The 20,443-nt window shown below is 69.6% G+C and carries 18 protein-coding genes and 1 riboswitch; of the genes, 8 read left to right on the top strand and 10 right to left on the bottom strand.

Annotation, left to right across the window (positions count from 1 at the left end):
- The first annotated feature begins 41 nt into the window (after positions 1-41).
- From AC07AG_RS14035 to AC07AG_RS14000, 8 genes are all read left to right on the top strand, one after another.
- Positions 42-839: a GntR family transcriptional regulator gene (locus tag AC07AG_RS14035; protein WP_478754977.1), complete on the top strand. Its 798-nt coding sequence runs from the start codon at positions 42-44 to the stop codon at positions 837-839.
- A 101-nt stretch (positions 840-940) separates the two neighbouring features.
- Entirely contained in the window at positions 941-3,094 is a 2,154-nt protein-coding gene (locus AC07AG_RS14030; protein WP_478754975.1) for a carbon starvation CstA family protein, read from the top strand.
- The gene (locus AC07AG_RS14025) at positions 3,091-3,288 is read left to right on the top strand and encodes a YbdD/YjiX family protein (protein WP_478754973.1); all 198 of its coding nucleotides are present in this window, start codon (positions 3,091-3,093) and stop codon (positions 3,286-3,288) included. Before AC07AG_RS14030 ends, AC07AG_RS14025 begins: the two co-directional genes overlap by 4 nt.
- 110 nt (positions 3,289-3,398) lie before the next feature.
- Entirely contained in the window at positions 3,399-3,668 is a 270-nt protein-coding gene (locus AC07AG_RS14020; RefSeq protein ID WP_478754972.1) for a DUF3311 domain-containing protein, read from the top strand.
- A complete protein-coding gene (mctP, locus tag AC07AG_RS14015) occupies positions 3,665-5,314 on the top strand; it encodes a monocarboxylate uptake permease MctP (RefSeq protein ID WP_478754970.1) in 1,650 nt (549 codons plus the stop codon). Before AC07AG_RS14020 ends, mctP begins: the two co-directional genes overlap by 4 nt.
- Positions 5,315-5,442: 128 nt before the next feature.
- Positions 5,443-5,566: riboswitch (cobalamin riboswitch) on the top strand.
- A 135-nt stretch (positions 5,567-5,701) separates the two neighbouring features.
- Positions 5,702-8,110 (top strand): ribonucleoside-diphosphate reductase subunit alpha, encoded by a 2,409-nt coding sequence (locus AC07AG_RS14010; protein WP_478754968.1) that lies wholly within the window; start codon positions 5,702-5,704, stop codon positions 8,108-8,110.
- Positions 8,110-9,132: a ribonucleotide-diphosphate reductase subunit beta gene (locus AC07AG_RS14005; protein ID WP_361833421.1), complete on the top strand. Its 1,023-nt coding sequence runs from the start codon at positions 8,110-8,112 to the stop codon at positions 9,130-9,132. The genes AC07AG_RS14010 and AC07AG_RS14005 overlap by 1 nt, the downstream gene beginning before the upstream one ends.
- A gap of 246 nt (positions 9,133-9,378) precedes the next feature.
- Positions 9,379-10,395 carry a helix-turn-helix domain-containing protein gene (locus AC07AG_RS14000; RefSeq protein WP_478754966.1) on the top strand — a complete coding sequence of 339 codons (1,017 nt, stop codon included), beginning with the start codon at positions 9,379-9,381 and terminating at the stop codon, positions 10,393-10,395.
- Here AC07AG_RS14000 and AC07AG_RS13995 read toward each other — a convergent pair.
- The 10 genes from AC07AG_RS13995 to AC07AG_RS13950 form a co-directional block, all read right to left on the bottom strand.
- Entirely contained in the window at positions 10,349-11,704 is a 1,356-nt protein-coding gene (locus AC07AG_RS13995; protein ID WP_478754964.1) for a bifunctional albaflavenone monooxygenase/terpene synthase, read from the bottom strand. The genes AC07AG_RS14000 and AC07AG_RS13995 overlap by 47 nt on opposite strands.
- The gene (gene cyc1, locus AC07AG_RS13990) at positions 11,701-12,822 is read right to left on the bottom strand and encodes an epi-isozizaene synthase (RefSeq protein ID WP_478754962.1); all 1,122 of its coding nucleotides are present in this window, start codon (positions 12,820-12,822) and stop codon (positions 11,701-11,703) included. The genes AC07AG_RS13995 and cyc1 overlap by 4 nt, the downstream gene beginning before the upstream one ends.
- A 296-nt stretch (positions 12,823-13,118) precedes the next feature.
- Positions 13,119-13,769, bottom strand: coding sequence for a peptide deformylase (gene def, locus AC07AG_RS13985; RefSeq protein ID WP_478754960.1), 651 nt, complete (start codon positions 13,767-13,769; stop codon positions 13,119-13,121).
- A 64-nt stretch (positions 13,770-13,833) separates the two neighbouring features.
- Positions 13,834-14,814: a tetratricopeptide repeat protein gene (locus AC07AG_RS13980; RefSeq protein WP_344530122.1), complete on the bottom strand. Its 981-nt coding sequence runs from the start codon at positions 14,812-14,814 to the stop codon at positions 13,834-13,836.
- Positions 14,815-14,916: 102 nt separating this feature from the next.
- Positions 14,917-16,188 carry an HD-GYP domain-containing protein gene (locus AC07AG_RS13975; RefSeq protein ID WP_478754958.1) on the bottom strand — a complete coding sequence of 424 codons (1,272 nt, stop codon included), beginning with the start codon at positions 16,186-16,188 and terminating at the stop codon, positions 14,917-14,919.
- Complete coding sequence (locus AC07AG_RS13970) at positions 16,185-17,540, bottom strand: HD-GYP domain-containing protein (protein ID WP_478754956.1); 1,356 nt, start codon at positions 17,538-17,540, stop codon at positions 16,185-16,187. The genes AC07AG_RS13975 and AC07AG_RS13970 overlap by 4 nt, the downstream gene beginning before the upstream one ends.
- A gap of 183 nt (positions 17,541-17,723) precedes the next feature.
- On the bottom strand, positions 17,724-18,068 hold the full coding sequence (gene rsrA / locus AC07AG_RS13965) for a mycothiol system anti-sigma-R factor (RefSeq protein WP_249587851.1): 345 nt from the start codon (positions 18,066-18,068) through the stop codon (positions 17,724-17,726).
- Positions 18,065-18,745, bottom strand: coding sequence for a sigma-70 family RNA polymerase sigma factor (locus AC07AG_RS13960; RefSeq protein ID WP_361050325.1), 681 nt, complete (start codon positions 18,743-18,745; stop codon positions 18,065-18,067). Before AC07AG_RS13960 ends, rsrA begins: the two co-directional genes overlap by 4 nt.
- Positions 18,746-18,966: 221 nt before the next feature.
- Entirely contained in the window at positions 18,967-19,620 is a 654-nt protein-coding gene (locus AC07AG_RS13955; RefSeq protein WP_478754952.1) for an alpha/beta hydrolase family protein, read from the bottom strand.
- A 1-nt stretch (position 19,621) separates the two neighbouring features.
- Positions 19,622-20,437, bottom strand: a complete 816-nt coding sequence (locus AC07AG_RS13950; protein ID WP_478754950.1) for an SOS response-associated peptidase — start codon at positions 20,435-20,437, stop codon at positions 19,622-19,624.
- Between the last annotated feature and the right edge of the window lie 6 nt (positions 20,438-20,443).

The following is a 20,443-nucleotide window of genomic DNA, read 5'->3' as shown; positions in this document are numbered from 1 at the left end:
AGCCGGTGACGGCAGCAGCACAGGAGCCGGGAAGGCAGAGCATGGGCACAGACGCGGGCAGTACGGGAACCGACGCGGGCGCGTCCTCGGCCACGGACACCGGGGCGGCCACGGGAGTCGGCCGCACCGCGCGCGTGCCCAAGTACTACCGCCTGAAGCGCCACTTGCTCGACATGACGGAGACGCTGCCGCCCGGCACCCCGGTCCCCCCGGAGCGCACCCTGGCCGCCGAGTTCGACACCTCACGCACGACGGTGCGCCAGGCCCTTCAGGAGCTGGTCGTCGAGGGCCGCCTGGAGCGGATCCAGGGCAAGGGCACCTTCGTGGCCAAGCCCAAGGTCTCCCAGGCCCTCCAACTCACCTCGTACACCGAGGACATGAGGGCCCAGGGTCTCGAACCCACCTCACAGCTCCTGGACATCGGGTACATCACCGCCGACGACACCCTCGCCGGACTGCTCGACATCTCCACGGGCGGCCGGGTGCTCAGGATCGAGCGGCTGCGCCTGGCCAACGGCGAGGCGATGGCCATCGAGACCACGCATCTCTCGGCCAAGCGCTTCCCCGCGCTGCGCCGCTCACTGGTCAAGTACACCTCGCTCTACACGGCACTCGCCGAGGTGTACGACGTCCATCTCGCGGAGGCCGAGGAGACGATCGAGACCTCGCTCGCGACCCCGCGCGAGGCGGGCCTGCTCGGCACGGACGTCGGCCTGCCGATGCTGCTCCTGTCCCGGCACTCGCTGGACGGCGGCGGGCAGCCGGTGGAATGGGTCCGCTCGGTCTACCGCGGCGACCGCTACAAGTTCGTGGCGCGCCTCAAGCGCCCCACGGAGTGACCCGCCACTCCTGACACTGATCCCCTACCGGGGTCTGGCGCAGATCACCGTGCTGCTCTACGTTCCTCCCGTCATCGCATGATGAACGGGAGGACGACCCGGTGCGCTCAGCGAATCCCCGATCCATCGTCATCTGGACCCTCGTCGCGCTGGTGGGCGCCGCGGGCTGGACCGTGCTCGCGCTCTCGCGCGACGAGGAGGTGTCGGCCGCCTGGATGGTGGCCGCGGCCCTCGGCTCGTACGCGATCGCCTATCGCTTCTACTCGAAGTTCATCGTCAACCGCGTCCTGAAGGTCGACAAGAACCGGGCCACTCCCGCGGAGCGCCTGGACAACGGCATCGACTTCCACCCGACCGACCGCCGTGTCCTGCTCGGCCACCACTTCGCGGCGATCGCGGGCGCGGGGCCGCTGGTGGGGCCCGTGCTGGCCGCGCAGATGGGGTACTTGCCGGGCACGATCTGGATCATCGTCGGCGTGATCTTCGCGGGCGCCGTGCAGGACATGGTCGTCCTCTTCTTCTCCACACGGCGTGACGGCAAGTCGCTCGGCCAGATGGCGCGCGAGGAGATCGGCCCCTTCGGCGGGGCCGCGGCGCTGCTCGCCGCCTTCGCCATCATGATCATCCTGCTCGGGGTGCTCGCGCTCGTCATCGTCAACGCGCTGGCGGACTCGCCGTGGGGCACCTTCTCCATCGCGATGACCATTCCGATCGCGCTGTTCATGGGCTTCTATCTGCGGATCCTGCGGCCAGGACGGGTCAGCGAGGTCTCCCTCATCGGGATCACGCTGCTCCTGATCGCGCTCGTCGCCGGGCGCTGGGTCGCCGAGTCGTCCCTCGCGGAGACCTTCACGCTCGCGCCCTCGACGCTGGTCATCTGGCTGGTGGCGTACGGATTCATCGCCTCGATCCTGCCGGTGTGGATGCTGCTCGCGCCGCGCGACTACCTCTCCACGTTCATGAAGATCGGCACGATCCTGCTGCTCGCGATCGGCGTCGTCGTCACGCTGCCGACGCTGAAGATGGATCCGGTGACCGACTTCGCCTCGCGCGGCGACGGGCCGGTCTTCGCGGGATCGCTCTTCCCGTTCGTCTTCATCACCATCGCCTGCGGGGCCCTGTCCGGCTTCCACGCGCTGATCTCCTCGGGCACGACGCCGAAGATGGTCCAGAAGGAGACGCAGATCCGGATGATCGGCTACGGCTCCATGCTGATGGAGTCGGCGGTCGCGGTCATGGCGCTGGTCGCGGCGAGCGTCATCGATCCGGGGCTGTACTTCGCGATGAACGCGCCCGCCGGTGTCATCGGGGACAACGTCCAGGCCGCGTCCCAGGCCGTCGCCGGCTTCGGGTACTCCATCTCCCCCGAGGACCTGGCGCAGGCCGCCAAGAACGTCGAGGAGTCCTCGCTGCTCTCGCGCACCGGCGGCGCGCCCACGCTCGCGGTCGGTGTCTCCGAGATCTTCTCGAAGGTCACCGGCGGCTCCATGAAGGCGTTCTGGTACCACTTCGCGATCATGTTTGAGGCGCTGTTCATCCTGACCGCGCTCGACGCGGGCACGCGCGTGGGCCGCTTCATGCTGCAGGACATGCTCGGGAACGTCTACAAGCCCTTCAAGAGGGTCAGCTGGAAGCCCGGACTCATCATCACCAGCGCGGTCGTCACCGGCCTGTGGGGCTACTTCCTGTGGGTGGGCGTGCACGAGCCGCTCGGCGGGATCAACCAGCTCTTCCCGATCTTCGGCATCTCCAACCAGCTCCTGGCCGCCGTCGCGCTCGCCGTCTGCACGACGCTCCTGGTGAAGTCCGGACGCCTCAAGTGGGCCTGGATCACCGGCGTCCCGCTCGCCTGGGACGCCACGGTCACGCTCACCGCGAGCTGGCAGAAGGTCTTCTCCAGCGATCCGCGCGTCGGCTTCTTCAAGCAGCGCTCGATCTACCAGGACGCGATCGACGACGGGAAGATCCTGCCGCCCGCCAAGTCCATGGACGACATGCACACCGTCGTCACCAACTCCACGGTGGACGGCGTCCTTTCGGCGGCGCTCGCCGTGCTCATCGTCATCGTGATCGCGGACGCGGCCCGGATCTGCGTGAAGCACGTCCGCAACCCGCAGTCGTCCAAGCTGAGCGAGGCGGAGTACGTCGAGTCGAAGCTGACCGCGCCTGCCGGGCTCATCCCGACCCAGGAGGAGAAGGCGGAACTGGCCGCGGCCGAAGCGAAGGTCACCAGCGACGCGAAGGCACCGTCATGACGTGGGTGCTGCGGGGGCTGCGCTGGGTGCGGTGGTACGCACGGGAGTTGACCGACGAGTCCGCGTACGACCGTTATGTCGTGCACACGCGGAAGACGCATCCCGGGGCATCCGTCCCCTCCCGGAGGGAGTTCGAGCGAATGCGGACGGATCAACAGGAGTCCGACCCCAGGCAGGGGTTCCGCTGCTGCTGAGAGGCGCTTCGAGCCCGTCCGGTATCCGGACGGGGGTTCCATAGATCAATCCTCTCGCTTAGATTTCCCGCACGTTAAAGGTGGGATAAGCGAGGGAGCGGAGCCGCGAAGTGTCAGATGCGCCTGAAGTGAGCAGACCGGTGATCACGCCGGTCCGCGTGGTCGTTGCCCTCTGTCTCGTCGCGCCGTTCGTGGCGATGCTCTGGGTGAGCTCCTACGCGAAGGTCGAACCGACCTTCATCGGCATCCCGTTCTTCTACTGGTACCAGATGCTGTGGGTGCTCATATCCACCGCTCTCACCATGATCGCGTACAAACTGTGGCAGCGTGACCAGCGCGCCCGCAAGGCCGAGCAGGCCCAGGGGGGTGCGACCCGATGAACGAGCTCGCAGCGGACACGGGCGGCGTCAACGGCATAGCCCTCGCCGTCTTCATCTTCTTCTTCGCCGCCGTCACGGCGATGGGCTTCCTGGCCGCGCGCTGGCGCAAGGCCGAGACCGAGAGCCTGGACGAATGGGGCCTGGGAGGCCGCTCGTTCGGCACCTGGGTCACGTGGTTCCTGCTCGGCGGCGACCTCTACACGGCGTACACCTTCGTGGCCGTCCCCGCGGCGATCTACGCGGCGGGCGCGGCCGGCTTCTTCGCGGTGCCGTACACGATCCTCGTCTACCCGCTGATCTTCACCTTCCTGCCGCGCCTGTGGTCCGTCTCGCACAAGCACGGATACGTGACCACCTCGGACTTCGTGCGCGGCCGCTTCGGCTCCAAGGGGCTCTCGCTGGCCGTCGCGGTCACCGGCATCCTCGCCACGATGCCGTACATCGCGCTCCAGCTCGTCGGCATCCAGGCCGTGCTCGACGTCATGGGCGTCGGCGGCGGCCCCGACACGAACTGGTTCATCAAGGACCTGCCGCTCCTGATCGCGTTCGCGGTGCTCGCCGCGTACACGTACTCGTCGGGTCTGCGCGCCCCCGCGCTGATCGCGTTCGTGAAGGACGGCCTGATCTACCTCGTCATCGCCGTCGCGATCATCTACATCCCGATCAAGCTCGGCGGCTTCGACGAGATCTTCCAGGCGGCGAACGACAAGTTCTCGTCGGCGAACGAGGCGGCGGGCAAGCCCGTCGCGGGCCTCGCGCCGGGCCATGCCGGGCAGTGGACCTACGCCACGCTCGCGCTCGGCTCCGCGCTCGCGCTGTTCATGTACCCGCACTCGATCACGGCGACGCTCTCCTCCAAGAGCCGCAACGTGATCCGCCGCAACACCACGATCCTGCCGCTCTACTCGCTGATGCTGGGCCTGCTCGCGCTGCTCGGCTTCATGGCGATCGCGGCCGGGGTCAAGGTGGAGAACGGCCAGCTGGCGATCCCGCAGCTGTTCGAGACGATGTTCCCGGACTGGTTCACCGGCGTCGCGTTCGCGGCGATCGGCATCGGCGCGCTCGTGCCGGCCGCCATCATGTCCATCGCGGCCGCGAACCTCTTCACCAGGAACATCTACAAGGACTTCATCAGGCCGGACGCGACACCGGCCCAGGAGACCAAGGTCTCCAAGCTGGTCTCGCTGCTCGTGAAGGTCGGCGCGCTCGCCTTCGTCCTCACCATGGACAAGACGGTCGCGATCAACTTCCAGCTCCTGGGCGGCATCTGGATCCTGCAGACCATGCCCGCGCTCGTCGGCGGCCTGTTCACGCGGTGGTTCCACCGCTGGGCGCTGCTCGCGGGCTGGGCGGTCGGCATGGTCTACGGCACGGTCGCCGCGTACGGCGTCGCGTCGCCGACGCAGAAGCACTTCGGCGGCTCGTCCGACGAGATTCCGGGCATCGGCGAGATCGGCTACATCGGCCTCACGGCGTTCGTCCTGAACGTGGTGGTCACCGTGGTCATGACCTTCGTCCTGCGCGCCATGAAGGCCCCTGACGGCATCGACGAGACCTCTCCCGGGGACTACACCGCGGACGCGGGCGACCCGGGCGTCGTGGAGGAGCTGCCGCCGGCCACGGCCGGGGCGCCGAGCGGGCACTGAGCCTCTCCCCCACACCGATCAGTACCCCAGGCGGGCCGCCGGAGGAATCCGGCGGCCCGCGCTTGTGTGTGTGGTACGCGGCGCCGACACAAGATGTGGGGCTGCTTCTCAGAGCCAGCACAAGATGTATGCTCGTGCTCGCTGTCGCCGCAGGGGAATCCGGTGCAAGTCCGGAACTGTCCCGCAACGGTGTATGAGTACGCATTTGTCGTGCTCACGAGTCCGAAGACCTGTCGACAGTGCGCCCGTTCCGACCGGTCCGGGTGCCAACGACGTCCGGGCCTCGTGGAATGGGCTGGTGGACGCGGAGCACAGCCCTGCCCTGGGCGCGCCCGTGCGTCACCCTCCCCTCCCCAAGGCTCTGAGCCGAGCGAGGGAGTGCTCCACGTGACCATCGCGCCAGCCGAACCTGCGTCAGCGCAGACCACCGACGGTCAGCAGACCGCCGACGGCCCAGGAACCGCGCTGCTGCGTACCCTGACCGAACTCACCGCCGACCTGCCCGACGCCGACCCCGGCCGCGTCGCCGCCGCTGCGCTGCGCGGGCGTTCGGCCAGGGCGGACCTCGCGGAGCTGCGGGAGCTCGCGACCGAGGCCGCCGCCGGTCTCATCTCCGAGGACCCGACGTACTCGCAGCTCGCGGCCAGGCTGCTCAGCCTCAGCATCCGTGACGAGGCCGCTTCGCAGGGCGTGCACTCCTTCTCCGACTCGGTCGCCGTGGGGCACCGCGAGGGCCTGATCGCGGACCGCACCGCCGCGTTCGTCGTCGACCACGCGGAGCACCTCGACGGTCTCGTGGAGGCGGCCCTTCAGGACGGCGCCGACTTCCGCTTCGGCTACTTCGGCCTGCGCACCCTGCACAGCCGGTACCTCCTTCGCCACCCGATCACCCGGCACGTCGTCGAGACCCCGCAGCACTTCATGCTGCGCGTCGCGAGCGGCCTGGCCGAGGACAACAGCGCGCGCTCGGTGGACGAAGTCGCCTCCCTGTACCGCCTGATGAGCCGCCTGGACTACCTGCCGTCCTCGCCGACGCTCTTCAACTCCGGCACCCGCCACCCGCAGATGTCCTCCTGCTACCTCCTCGACTCCCCGCTGGACGAGCTGGACTCCATCTACGACCGCTACCACCAGGTGGCGCGCCTCTCCAAGCACGCGGGCGGCATCGGCCTCTCGTACTCCCGCATCCGCGCCCGCGGTTCGCTGATCCGCGGCACGAACGGCCACTCCAACGGCATCGTGCCGTTCCTGAAGACCCTGGACGCCTCCGTCGCCGCCGTGAACCAGGGCGGCCGGCGCAAGGGCGCGGCCGCGGTCTACCTGGAGACCTGGCACTCCGACATCGAGGAGTTCCTGGAGCTGCGCGACAACACGGGTGAGGACCAGCGGCGCACGCACAACCTCAACCTCGCGCACTGGATCCCGGACGAGTTCATGCGCCGGGTCGCCGCGAGCCAGGACTGGTCGCTGTTCTCGCCGGCCGACGTGCCCGAGCTCGTCGACCTGTGGGGCGACGAGTTCGACGCCGCCTACCGCAAGGCCGAGGCCGCCGGGCTCGCCCGCAAGACCATCCCCGCCCGTGACCTCTACGGCCGCATGATGCGCACCCTCGCGCAGACCGGCAACGGCTGGATGACGTTCAAGGACGCCGCCAACCGCACCGCCAACCAGACGGCGGAGCCCGGCCACACGGTCCACTCCTCCAACCTCTGCACGGAGATCCTGGAGGTGACGGACGACGGGGAGACGGCCGTCTGCAACCTCGGTTCGGTGAACCTCGGCGCCTTCGTGGACACGGCCGCCGGTGACATCGACTGGGAGCGGCTCGACGAGACCGTCCGCACCGCCGTCACGTTCCTCGACCGCGTCGTCGACATCAACTTCTACCCGACCGAGCAGGCCGGGCGCTCCAACGCCAGGTGGCGTCCGGTGGGCCTGGGCGCGATGGGTCTGCAGGACGTCTTCTTCCAGCTGAAGCTGCCCTTCGACTCGCCCGCGGCGCGCGCCCTCTCGACGCGCATCGCCGAGCGGATCATGCTCGCCGCGTACGAGGCGTCCGCCGACCTCGCCGAGCGCAACGGCCCGCTTCCCGCCTGGGAGAAGACCCGCACCGCGCGCGGCGTCCTGCACCCCGACCACTACGGCGTCGAGCTGACCTGGCCGGAGCGCTGGGCCTCGCTGCGGGAACGTATCGCCGTGACCGGCATGCGCAACTCGCTGCTTCTCGCCATCGCGCCGACCGCCACGATCGCGTCCATCGCGGGTGTGTACGAGTGCATCGAGCCGCAGGTCTCCAACCTCTTCAAGCGCGAGACGCTGAGCGGTGAATTCCTCCAGGTCAACGCCTACTTGGTGCAGGAGCTCAAGCGGCTCGGCGTCTGGGACGCGCAGACCCGTGAGGCGCTGCGCGAGGCCAACGGCTCGGTGCAGGGCTTCAGCTGGATCCCCGCCGAGGTGCGCGACCTCTACCGCACCGCGTGGGAGATCCCGCAGCGCGGCCTGATCGACATGGCCGCCGCGCGCACGCCGTTCCTGGACCAGGCGCAGTCCCTGAACCTGTTCCTGGAGACGCCGACCATCGGCAAGCTCTCCTCGATGTACGCGTACGCCTGGCAGCAGGGCCTGAAAACCACGTACTACCTGCGCTCGCGCCCCGCGACCCGGATCGCCCGCGCCGCGGCCGGCCGCACCGAGGCCGCCGAGCCCACCCCCGCCCCCGTCCCCGCGCAGGTCTCGGCCGAAGACGCCGTCGCCTGCTCCCTGGAAAACCCCGAGTCCTGCGAGGCCTGCCAGTAATGTCCAGCACCACCAACGCCGAGAAGAACCTCCTCGACCCGGGCTTCGAGCTGACCCTGCGTCCCATGCGCTACCCGGACTTCTACGAGCGCTACCGGGACGCGATCAAGAACACCTGGACCGTCGAGGAGGTCGACCTCCACTCGGACGTCGCCGACCTCGCCAAGCTCTCGCCCGGCGAGCAGCACATGATCGGCCGTCTGGTCGCGTTCTTCGCGACCGGCGACTCGATCGTCTCCAACAACCTCGTGCTCACGCTCTACAAGCACATCAACTCCCCCGAGGCGCGGCTCTACTTGAGCCGCCAGCTCTTCGAGGAGGCCGTGCACGTCCAGTTCTATCTGACGCTGCTCGACACCTATCTGCCCGACCCGGAGGACCGCGCGGCGGCCTTCGACGCGGTCGAGGAGATCCCCTCCATCCGCGAGAAGGCCGAGTTCTGCTTCCGGTGGATGGACTCGGTCGAGAAGATGGACCGCCTGGAGAGCAAGGCCGACCGGCGCCGCTTCCTGCTGAACCTGATCTGCTTCGCCGCGTGCATCGAGGGGCTCTTCTTCTACGGTGCCTTCGCGTACGTCTACTGGTTCCGCTCGCGCGGTCTGCTGCACGGCCTCGCCACCGGCACGAACTGGGTCTTCCGCGACGAGACGATGCACATGAGCTTCGCCTTCGACGTCGTCGACACCGTCCGCAAGGAGGAGCCCGAGCTCTTCGACGACGCGCTGCAGACGCAGGTCACGGACATGCTCAAGGAGGCCGTCGAGGCCGAGCTGCAGTTCGCGCGCGACCTGTGCGGTGAGGGCCTGCCCGGCATGAACACCGACTCCATGCGCGAGTACCTGCAGTGCGTCGCCGACCAGCGGCTCCAGCGACTGGGCTTCGCGCCGGTCTACGGCTCGTCAAACCCGTTCTCGTTCATGGAGCTCCAGGGTGTCCAGGAGCTGACCAACTTCTTCGAGCGGCGTCCTTCGGCCTACCAGGTCGCGGTCGAGGGTTCGGTCTCCTTCGACGACGAGTTCTAGCCCTGCCGGTCCGTCGGAGCTGCGCGAGGAGGCGTCCGCCGCCTCGCGCAGCTCGCGGTCGATCCTGCGGTCGTGGACGTACCCGACGAGCGAGGGTGCGGCCAGCAGGAGGAGGACGGTCAGGACGGTCGCGTAATCCAGGAATGCGTTCATGTCCTCACTGTCCTGCGCGCAGGACGGTGGCGTCAGTGGCAGGACTGCCACACACCATCGACTTACTGCCAGTCCTGCGGCACACTGGCGGACATGCTGAAGGCAGACACTCTGAAGAACGTGGCCGCCGTGCTGCTCGACGGCGTGAATCCCTTCGAACTCGGCGTCGTCTGCGAGGTGTTCGGCCTCGACCGGAGCGACGAGGGCCTTCCCGTGTACGACTTCGCGGTGGTCGCCGGTGAGAGCGGCCCCCTGAGCAATCACGCGGGGTTCTCCATCACCACTCCGTACGGCATCGACCGGCTCGAAGAGGCCGATCTCATCGCCGTGCCCGCGGGCCAGTCGTTCGTGGACCGCGACTACCCCGAGGATCTGCTCGCCGCCCTGCGCCGCGCGGTGGACCGCGGGGCCCGCGTCCTGTCCGTCTGCTCCGGTGTCTTCGTGCTCGGCGCCGCGGGACTGCTCGACGGCCGCCGCTGCGCCGTGCACTGGCAGCACGCCACGGAGCTCGCGGTGCGCTATCCACGCGCCCGCGTCGAGCCCGACGTCCTGTACGTGGACGAGAGCCCGGTGATCACATCGGCGGGCACCGCCGCCGGCATAGACGCCTGTCTGCACATCGTGCGCCAGGCACACGGCACCGAGGTCGCCAACGCCATCGCCCGGCGCATGGTCGTACCGCCCCATCGCGACGGCGGCCAGGCCCAGTTCGTCGCGCGCCCGCTGCCGCGCACGGCGTGCGACACCGTGGGCGGGGTGCTCGCCTGGATGGAGCGCCATCTGGACACCGACATCACCGTCGAGAAGCTCGCCGAGCGCGCACACATGTCGCCGCGCACCTTCGCGCGCCGCTTCCAGCAGGAGACCGGCACCACGCCCTACCGCTGGCTCCTGCGCCAACGGGTGCTTCTGGCGCAGGAGTTGCTGGAAGGGTCGGACGAGACGGTGGACGCCATCGCCGGGCGTGCCGGTTTCGGCAACGCCGCGGCGATGCGTCACCAGTTCCTGCGGGCGCTCGGCACCACGCCGAACGCCTACCGCCGCACGTTCCGCGGCCCCGCCGTCAGCGCCTCTCGACCCGAAGGACGAGCTTCTTCGGCTGCAGCGTGATGCCGATCTTCGTGTCGGCGTCGGTCTCCGGGACCGGCGCCAGGTGCCACTTCGGGGCCACCGTCGCCAGGATGATGGCGAGTTCGGCCAGACTGAAGTGGTCGCCCGGACACTTGCGGTTACCGGTGCCGAACGGCATCATCGCGAACTCCGGTACGTCCGAAGCACGTTCCGGATTCCAGCGGTCCGGGTCGAACCGCAGGTGCTGCTCGAAGGAACGCGGATCTCGCTGCATCGCGTACACGCTGTAGACGATGTCGGCGTTGGCCGGAATGCGGTAGCCACCCAGGTTGGTTTCTCCCACCGACCGGCGGGTGAATATCCAGGCGGCCGGTTGTATACGCATGGCCTCGGTGACCACATTCCGGGTGTGCGACAGGTCCTTGAGGTCGGCGAATGTGATCTCCCGGCCCTGCGCGACGGAATTTACCTCTTCAACCAATCGCCTTTCCTGCTCGGGGTGTTCGGCCAGCAGATGGAACGTCCACGCCAGGGTCGACGCGATATTCTCGGCGCCCGCCACGACTAGCGAGATCACGTGGTCATGGATCTCCTGGTCGCTGAGCGGCTGCCCCGACTCATCGCGCGCCCGCAGCATTTCGGCCAGCAGGTCGTCCTTGCTCGCATCCGCCTTCCTGCCCGCGGCGACAATCTCGTCGACCACCGCGTGCAGATCGGCGAGCGCGCTCTGGAAGCGGCGGTTTCCCTGGGTCGGCACGCGGTACAGCGGCCCGACCGAGAGGACCATCCTGCGGTAGAGGCCCTCGAAGACGGTGTGCAGCGCCTCGGCGATGCGGTCCGCCTTCTCGCCGATCGCGTCGACCTCCAGGAGCGAGCGGGACACGATGCGCACGGCCGCGCGGAACATCTCCGCACCGACGTCGACCGTGTCGCCCGGCCGCCAGCGCGCGGCCGTGGCGCGCGCCTCCTCCTCCATCACCTTGGCGTAGTCGGCGATGCGCTCGGGCCGGAAGGCGGGCTGCATCATGCGCCTCTGCCGCCGGTGCAGCTTGCCGTTGCTGGTCGCCACGCCCTTGCCGAGGAGGATTTCCAGGGTGTCCCAGAGCGGCCCGCCGACGATGTAGTCGGGGCTCCGCAGGAGCCGTCCGACCAGCTCCGGGTCGCAGACCGCGTACGCCGTCTTGGGTCCCAGCCTGATGCGTACGAGATCACCATGGTCGCGCAGCGCGGCGAGGAAGCCGAGCGGGTCGCGCACCAGGTTCCAGGCGTGCCCGATGAGCGGGGCGCCGCCGCCGACGAGCGGTGGGGTTGTCGCGGGTGTCGCGGGTATCGCGGATTCGACGCTCATTCCTCACCAACCAATTCAGTTTCGGCCAAGTCGCTCATTCCTGCGTCGCTCACATACGGGGGAATGGACCTGTCGTCCCAGCTGTCCACCCGATAGCGGCCGGATTCATGGTGGAACCAGTACACCGATGAGAACCAGTTCCGCATGTTGAAGACGCAGGATTCCACCGCGTCCGAGAGCTTCCGTCCGCGCGCACTTCCGTCGTCCAATTTCCTGGCGAGGCGCAGTACTTCTTCCTCCGCCACGAGGAAATCAGATATGCAACCGGAGACCCGCCGGTGGACTTCCGCCACGGCTTCTTCGAGGGACAGTCCCTCGTGCTGGATCAGACTGATTCCGAGATTGTGCAATTCATCTCCCGCGAGTTCCTTGGGGAGTGAGCACAGGTCGTTGTACCAGGCGGAGAAATCCTGCGTGGCGAGCGCCGCCCGCCGATACGCCGGATGCTTCCGCACCTCCCGCGGCAGTTCGTGGCGCGCCGTGGGTTCGAGCAGGTCGATCCACGCCCAGTGGGCGAAGGTCAGCCTTCGCAACTCAATGTAGGCCTCGACCGTCGGGACCGTCCCGGTCCTGCGGTTCCTGAACTCGAGGTCGTACGCCTCGATCACGCTGTGGAAGTGCCGGGCGAACCGGGCGTTCCAGCTGGCCCCGAGGTGCGAGTACAGCCGCAGGACGCAGTCCGCGAACCCCGCGACCAGGGGGTCGCGGTGGTGCAGCTGCTGCCGGGGCGCCCGGAGCGTCTCGTGGAGACCGCGGCACAGCCGGCGCCACTGCGCCGCCCTGCCGTGCACCGAGTCGCGGTCGTGCCGGTCGTCCCAGGCGAAGAACCAACTGCTGAGGTCGGCTATCGCGCTGAGCAACTCATCGGGGGCGCCAATGTAGTAGCCGGCGACCAGGTCGGTGTAGCACAGGCTGTCGGCGTACCGCTCGACCTTGTCCGGGGGCATCAGGCGCATTTCACGCAGCCATGTCCTGGACTTCTCCTGAAGCTCCGGCCAATACGGATGCAGTCGTCGTGGAAAATCTGCCTCGATCACCGGGAGCGCCAGAGCCGGTGGTACGGATACCGCCGGTGTCTGTGGCTGCGTCGGTGAAGTGCCATATGAATATGCAGGCACGAACAAGCCCCTCTCAGCCGCCTGGGGACGCGCGCCCCTCCCGCCGTACCAGGCGCGCGCCGTTGCGTATCCCCGCGCTTTCCATTCAGCACCACAACTGACCGTTCAGGGAACAGATTTGCGCCATTCACTACCCCCCGGTGCCGAGAAAATCCACTTACGTGACCGAATCTGGATCATCAGAAGCCTGTTCTGCTCGCACAGCTGACCGGTTCATGCGAACGGCCCCTGGCCGGGAAGGAGTTCCCGGCCAGGGGCCGCAGGTGGCTCGCGGTGCGCGCGTGCCTGGAGTCGACTCAGTCGTTCGGCACGACGGGGTAGCGCGGTGTGCCCTCTTCCATCTGCCGCAGCGCGTCCTTGCGGTCACGCTTGGACAGGCGGTCGATGTAGAGGTAGCCGTACAGGTGGTCCGTCTCGTGCTGCAGGCAGCGCGAGAAGTAGCCGGTGCCCCGCACCTTGATGGGGTTGCCCTTCTCGTCCTGGCCGGTCACCTCGGCGTAGTCCGGGCGGGCCAGCTCGGCGTAGGCCGTGGGCACGGAGAGGCAGCCCTCGTTCGACTCGTCCAGCTGGCGGCGGGCGGCGGGGACCTCGCGCAGCACGGGGTTGCAGACCGCGCCGACGTGGCGGCGGCCCTCGTCGTCCATGCAGTCGTAGACGAAGACCTTCAGGTCGACGCCGATCTGGTTGGCGGCCAGGCCCACGCCCTCGGCGGTCCGCTGGCTGGCGAACATGTCGGCGACGAGCTGCGCGAGCTCGTCGTCGAAGGCGGTGACGTCCTTGCACTCCTTGTGCAGCACAGGGTTGCCGACGACCGTGATGGGCCGGGACGTGCCGCGCTCGCGGTGGGCCGTCTCCCGCTCGTCGCAGTCCTCCGTGTCGATGACGAAGCCCTCGTCGTCTACGGGGAGGACCCCGCCCGAGGCCTGCTGCTCAGTGTCCTGCGCCATTGTCCGACGTACGCCTTCCTGGGAACCCACAAGAGATAGTGCCGGTACAGCCTACGGCCAGGAGTCAGCAGACCTCTTCCAGATCCCGCCAGTCACGGGAGTCCGGGCTGTCCGCGACCCAGCCGTCGAGCAACCCGCGCACCAGTGCCGCGGGCGCCGCGATGCCGCACTCTCGCTCGGGCACCCACAGGGCGCCGGGGCTGCGGTGGCCGAGCGGTCCGGGGTGGCCCGGCTCGCTGTGGTCGTGCGGGTCCAGGTGCTCGCCGTCGCCCTCGTCGCTCGGCATGCGGCTCTCGGAGCACATGCGGCAGAGCAGCCGTACGGACGACGACCAGTCCTCGGCGGCGAAGCCGGCGTCGGCGGCGAGCTTCTCCAGGGCGTCCCTGTCGTCCTCGGTGGCGGCCTCCAGGAGAACCACCCAGGTGGGGACGGGCGAGGGCGCCCACAGCTCGATCTCGTCGAAGACGGGGTACGAGTCCCCGGCCCCCGTCGTCCGCTCGCCGTGCGGAACGCCGTCGTGCAGCACGACCTCGCCCCAGCGGCGCCCCGAGGAGGGCAGCGGAATGGAGAGCACCTCGATGCGGGCGGGGTCGAGCCTGCGCCCCCACACGACCTCGGCCTCACCCTCGGGCGAGAGCCGCACGGCGGCGCTGCCCAGGTCCATGCCCGTGGGCTCCCCCGAGGCGGCCACACCGCCCGGGACCCGCAGGCCGTACGCCTGCCAGGCGCGCCGGGCCAGCGGCCAGTCCTGCAGGGCGGTGGCGGCGATCCCCACATTCCACCAGTCGGGGGCGCCCTGCGACCGGTCGAGCAGCGCGACGGCCCGCAGGCCCGCGGCCCGCGCCTGCTCCCAGTCGTGCCGGAACTTGTGGAGCAGCGCGAGGTTGAACCAGGACTCCGAGAGCCACGGCTCGAGATCCGCCGCGCGGGTCAGCAGAGCGCCCGCGTCCTCGTACCGCCCGTCGCCGATCAGCGTGAAGGCGCGGTCGGTGGCCTGCCGCCATGAGGCGGAGGGCCGGTGCCGTCCCTTGCCGAAGATCCTCACGATTCCCGCCTGCCGGTACTTGAGTCCTGCGTTCCGATGTGCCCTGAGGGCCCTCTTTGCATCCAACCACGTACGGTCGGACGGCCGCTCATTACCCATGGGTTACCCAGCCGACGGCAAGCTATGACCGCCTCGCGCAAGCACGCGGGCCAGGGCTTCCACCACTTCGGGCTGGTAGTCACGGCCGGTGCCCAGACGCAGCCGCTCCAGGGCGTTGAGAGGGCCTGTGGGACCTTCTCCCCTGGCCATCTCGTCGTACGCGTTGGCGGCCCGCACGATCCGGGCGGTGAGCGGCTGCTCGCGGTACGGGTCCGCCTGCCGCTCCACGACCACGGCGACGTCGCCCTTCACTCCCGTCTGACGCACGACGGCACCGCCGAGCAGGGCGATCCGCCGCTGTTCCGCGTCCGGCAGAAAGGCGGTGGCGCCCGCGGGCACGGGGTCGACGAGGGAGAGCTGCCCGATGTCGTGCATCAGGGCCGCGTACTCCAGGACGGCGAGGTCCGGCGCGGAGAGCCCCAGCTCACGCCCGACGGCCCGGCTGAGCCCCGCGACGCGGCGGGCGTGGCCCTGCGGGGTGTACCCGGCGATCTCGGTGGACCGGGCGAGCGAGGTGATGGTCTGCCGGTAGGTGGTCCGCACCGCGGCGTACCGCCCGAACGACAGCTGGGTCAGGAGCAGCGGCAGGCTGAACACCGGCAGCGCCCAGAGCCCCGCCACGGCCACCGCGAGCGCCATGACGGCCCCCGTCGCGCACACGGCGGACCCGATGCCGAGCATGGCCCGCAGTTCGTCGCGCAGGAGCGGTCCGAAGGGCCAGCGGGTCCGGGCGTGGGCCATGGCCGCGGCGAGCACGGCGTCGCACAGGGCGGTCAGGACGAGCAGCGCGGCGATGACGACGGCGAAGGCGGGCCCCTGCCCCACCCACTCCCCCAACTTCCCCGCGTTGTAGAGCGGCTGGAAGCACGCGGCGGCGAAACCGACGGTCAGCACGCGCCGCGCCACGTGATCGAGGGCGGGCCCCCTGCCGAGCGCCACATGCGGCACGGCCCCGACGAGCGCGGCCGCGACGACGACGGCGATCACCTGGAGGACGCCGTGGTGCGTGGTCCGCCCCCCGACCTCCCCGAGGAGCGCGTACGCGAGCGCGCCCGCGGCCCCGAGCGGCGCGGGCTCCCGGTCGCTCCCCCCTGCACCCCACCGGGCGAGCTCCCCCACGGCGACGAGCCCCCCGAAGGCGAGCGCGACCCCGCCCTCGTGCACGCCGTGCCAGAGGGTCCAGCCGAGGGAGAGCAGGGTGAGCAGCCCGGCGGCGCCGTAGACGACCACCGTCACCGGCGTGGGCAGGCGCCGCGCACGGCGTGCCGCGCTCACCGCGCTCCCGCCCCCGGGGCCGCGGGAACACCGGGAGCGCCCTGCCGAGGCGGCGGCACGGCCCCCGTGACGTCAGCGGTCACCTCTGGGTGCCACCCGTGCCGCTCCAGGGCCCGCCGAAGCGCGGCCACCATCGCGGGGTCGAACTGCGCCCCCGCGCACCGGGTCAGCTCCTCCACAGCGGCAGCGACGGGACGGCCCCGCCGGTAGGACCGGGTGGACGTCATGGCGTCGAACGCGTCCGCGACGGCCACCACCCGCGCGAACTCCGGAATCTGCCGCCCCACCAGCCCGTAGGGATACCCGCTCCCGTCGATCCGCTCGTGGTGGTGCAGGATCGCCGCCCGCGCCTCACCGAGGAAACCGATCCCGCGCACCATCTCGTGCCCGTACTCGGGATGCAGTTCGATGATCCGCCGCTCCTGAGGGGTCAGCGGACCGTCCTTGCGCAGCAGCCGGGTCGGTACGCCGAGTTTGCCGACGTCGTGCAGGATCCCGGCGAACCGCAGGCTCTCCACCCTCTCGTCCGCCATCCCCAGCTCCCGCGCGATCATCACGGAGGCCCGTCCCACGCGCTCGCTGTGCCCGCGGGTGTACTGGTCCTTGATGTCGACGGCCTGCACGAGCGCCCTGATCGTGGCCTGGTGGGCGGCGCGCTCGCGGTGGTACTGGGCGAAGACCCAGCAGGAGACCCCCATCGGGAGCAGCACGAGGAGCGCGGCGAGCGGCCCGTACGGACTGCGCCACAGCACCGCCATCATCAGACCGGCGAGGCCGTGCACCGCGACCGGCGCGAACGACCGCAGGAAGAGCCCACGCCAGGCGGTCCGCACCGGCACCCGTTCGGCGGTGGCCAGGATTCCGCCGTCCAGGACGGTCAGGACGAGGGAGAAGGCGAGGACGGCCGCTCCGGCGGGCGCCAGCGCGTACGGAAAGTCGGGCGCGGCCACCGCTTCGCGCCCGCCGAGCGCCCCGTGCACCCACGCGGCGGCCCAGGCGGCCAGGGCGATCTGCGCCGCGCGCCAGAGCCTGCGCACCCAGCGCGGCTTTCGCTCGACGCGGGCGAGCAGCGCCCCCGGCACCGCGACGAGCGCCGCGGCGGCCGGAGGCAGCAGGAAGACGGCGGCGAGCAGCACGGGGAAGAAGGTGCCGAGGCCGCCGAGACCGGGCGCGGCACGGCGCCCGATGATCCGGCACCGCGTGACCTGCTCGCACCCGGCGTAGAGCGCGGCGAGCAGCGCGAGCGCGCCCCACGGCGTGCGCGACGAGGTCAGCGCGGGCGCGGCGCAGACGGCGCCGGCGAGGGCGGCGCACAGGATGTAGGCGCGCGCCCATGGAGCGATGGACCGCATGGCACTGTCTCCTCCCCCGTGACCGTCCCCAGGGACCACGTTCCAAGGTCCGGAGACTAGAACGGCTGCCCCTCTCTCCGAGACCCCCTCGCAGAAATTGGCACGTACGAGTGATGGAGAACAGAAAAAAGCAGGTCGTGACGGAGTCCCGTCACGACCTGCCCACACTCAACTTCCGGAGGCTCAGGCCTCCTTGGCGCGCAGGCCCTTGGCCTGCACACCGCCCTCGGCGGTCACCGTCTCCACCGTCACGTCGTGATCGGGCACGGCCTCGCCCGAGCGGATCAGATCGATGCGTCCCATGACCTTGGCGCGCAGGTCGACGGGCACGTCGTCCTGGCCGCAGCAGCGCTTTACCAGCTTCTTGACCGCCTGCTCAAGGCCGTACTTCTCCAGGCACGGGGAGCACTCCTCGAAGTGCGTCTCGAACTTGGTGCAGTCGCTGTCCGGCATCTCGTGGTCCAGGAACTCATAGAGATGGTCCAGGACTTCACTGCAATCCGTCTCGTGCGGCTCTCCGCAGCTCATGAGCCTGAGCCTTTCGCTTCGTTCGACGACTCTGACGCGGCGCCGGCGGGGACGAGGCCGCGGTCACGGGCGTAGTCCTCGAGCATGCCGCGCAGTTGGCGACGGCCGCGGTGCAACCGGGACATCACCGTACCGATGGGTGTCCCCATAATGTCCGCGATCTCCTTGTACGCAAAGCCCTCTACATCGGCGAGATAGACGGCGATGCGGAATTCCTCGGGGATCGCCTGCAGCGCGGACTTCACGTCCGAGTCCGGCAGGTGGTCGAGCGCCTGCGACTCGGCCGAGCGCAGACCGGTGGACATGTGCGACTCGGCGCGTGCGAGCTGCCAGTCCTCGATCTCCTCGGCGGCGCTGCGCTGGGGCTCGCGCTGCTTCTTGCGGTACGAGTTGATGAACGTGTTGGTGAGGATGCGGTACAGCCACGCCTTGAGGTTGGTGCCCTCACGGAACTGGTGGAACGACGCGTACGCCTTGGCGTAGGTCTCCTGCACCAGGTCCTCCGCGTCCGCCGGGTTGCGCGTCATGCGCAGCGCCGCCGAGTACATCTGGTCGAGGAAGCCCAAGGCGTCCCGCTCGAAGCGGGCCGTGCGCTCCGCCTGCGTCTCGGCGCTTCCGTCGGGTCGCTCCGCCTGGCCGTTCTCGGCCCCTGCGTCGGTCCCAGTGACCGGACCCACCTCCTCCAAAGACGTGGTGAGACCGAAAGCAGCCCCACTCGAATCGGAGGATAGACGACGATCCGGTCCCGCCGCCGCCCGAATAGGAGCGGTCTTGGGCGCGCTCAGCACCGTCCATTCCAGGTCAGAGGCGCTGGAGCGGGCCGGGCATACGGTCGAACCCATGCGGCGGACTTCCTCTCGTACTAACAGCGTTTAGCGTCTGTTCGGCACAACAGAGGTCATCGGCGCAACATTCCCGTCCAGCGGATGACGCCATCCGTGATGAGCGTCATGGCATCGGCCTCGCTGATTCCCGCGCGTTTCGGCGTCCCGAAGCTGTGATCGCCGTGCGGCACCTCGACCAGTTCGTACGTCCCCTCGGGGAACTCGGCGGGCTTCCCGAAGGGGTCGTTGCCGCCCTGCACGACCAGCGTGGGCACCCCGGAGCCGAGCAGTTCCTCCGCGCGCGACTTCTCCGGCTTGCCCGGCGGGTGCAGCGGGAAGCTCAGGGCGAGCACGGCGGCGGCGCCGAGCTCGGTGGCCGTGCGGCACGCGACGCGGGCCCCGGCGCTGCGGCCTCCCGCGATCACCGGGAGCCCCGGTTTCGCGAGCGCGGGCCACAGGCCCCGCCATCCCACGTCCAGCGTCTTGGGGGCGGGCGCCAGCTTCTTGCCCGCCACCCGCCAGGGCTGCTCCACCAGGGCCACGGTCACGCCGTGTGCGGGCAGCGCGGCGGCGACGGCCCTCAGGTCACGGGCCTCGATGCCGCCGCCCGCTCCATGGCTGAGGGCCAGGATCAGCCGCGCCTCGGCCTTGGGCGCGGGGTGCCAGGTGATGCGCGCGTCACCCGCGTCGGTCGGAACGATCTCGCTCTTGGGCTCACTCTTGGTCACGTCAGAAGAGTGTGCCTTCTTCGGGGCCCTCCAGCTCCTTGAGCAGCTCCGGCCCGTTGTTGCGTACGTTGCTGACCGCCGTCGACACCGGGTAGGCCCGCATCAGGCCGTGCGGCGGCGGTTCGAGGAGCGTCCGCAGGTCCTCGACGTCCGTGCGCGCGGGGTCGAGCCAGGCGTCCCAGCGGTCCGGCGTCAGCATCAGCGGCATCCGCGGGTGGATGTCGGCCAGCGTGCTCGGCCCTTCGTCGGGCGCGACCGCCAGGGGCGAGGTCTCCGCCTCCGTGGTGATCACCGTGCAGGTCACCCACCAGGCGAGGGGGTGCTCGTCCGGCAGTGTCCTGTCGCGCCAGAACTCGTAGAGCCCCGCCATCGCGAAGACCGAGCCGTCGGCGGGCGTCACGAAGTACGGCTGCTTGCGCGGCCGCTTCTTCTTGCCCTCGACCTCCAGGTCCCGCTCGCCCGAGCCCGTGACCCACTCGTAGTACCCGTCGGCCGGGATGACGCAGCGGCGTGAGGTGAAGGCCCTGCGGTACGAGGGCTTCTCGTGCACCGTCTCCGCGCGGGCGTTGATCATCCGGGCGCCGCCCTCGGGCGTCTTCGACCAGGACGGCACGAGACCCCACTTGAGTGTGCGCAGCTGGCGAACCGGGCGGGGGTCTTCCGCGTCTTTCACAGGACGGTCGAGGACCGCGTAGACCTCCTTGGTGGGGGCCACGTTGAAATCGGGGGCCAGCGCCTCCTCCGGCTCCCACTTCTCGATCTCAAAGACTCCTGCGAGATCCTCGGGCCTACGACTCGATGCATACCGTCCGCACATACGTGC

Source organism: Streptomyces sp. NPDC044044, assembly GCF_056434405.1.
The sequence above is the reverse complement of the archived record's forward strand: the minus strand, read 5'-3'. Positions and strand labels throughout refer to the sequence as shown.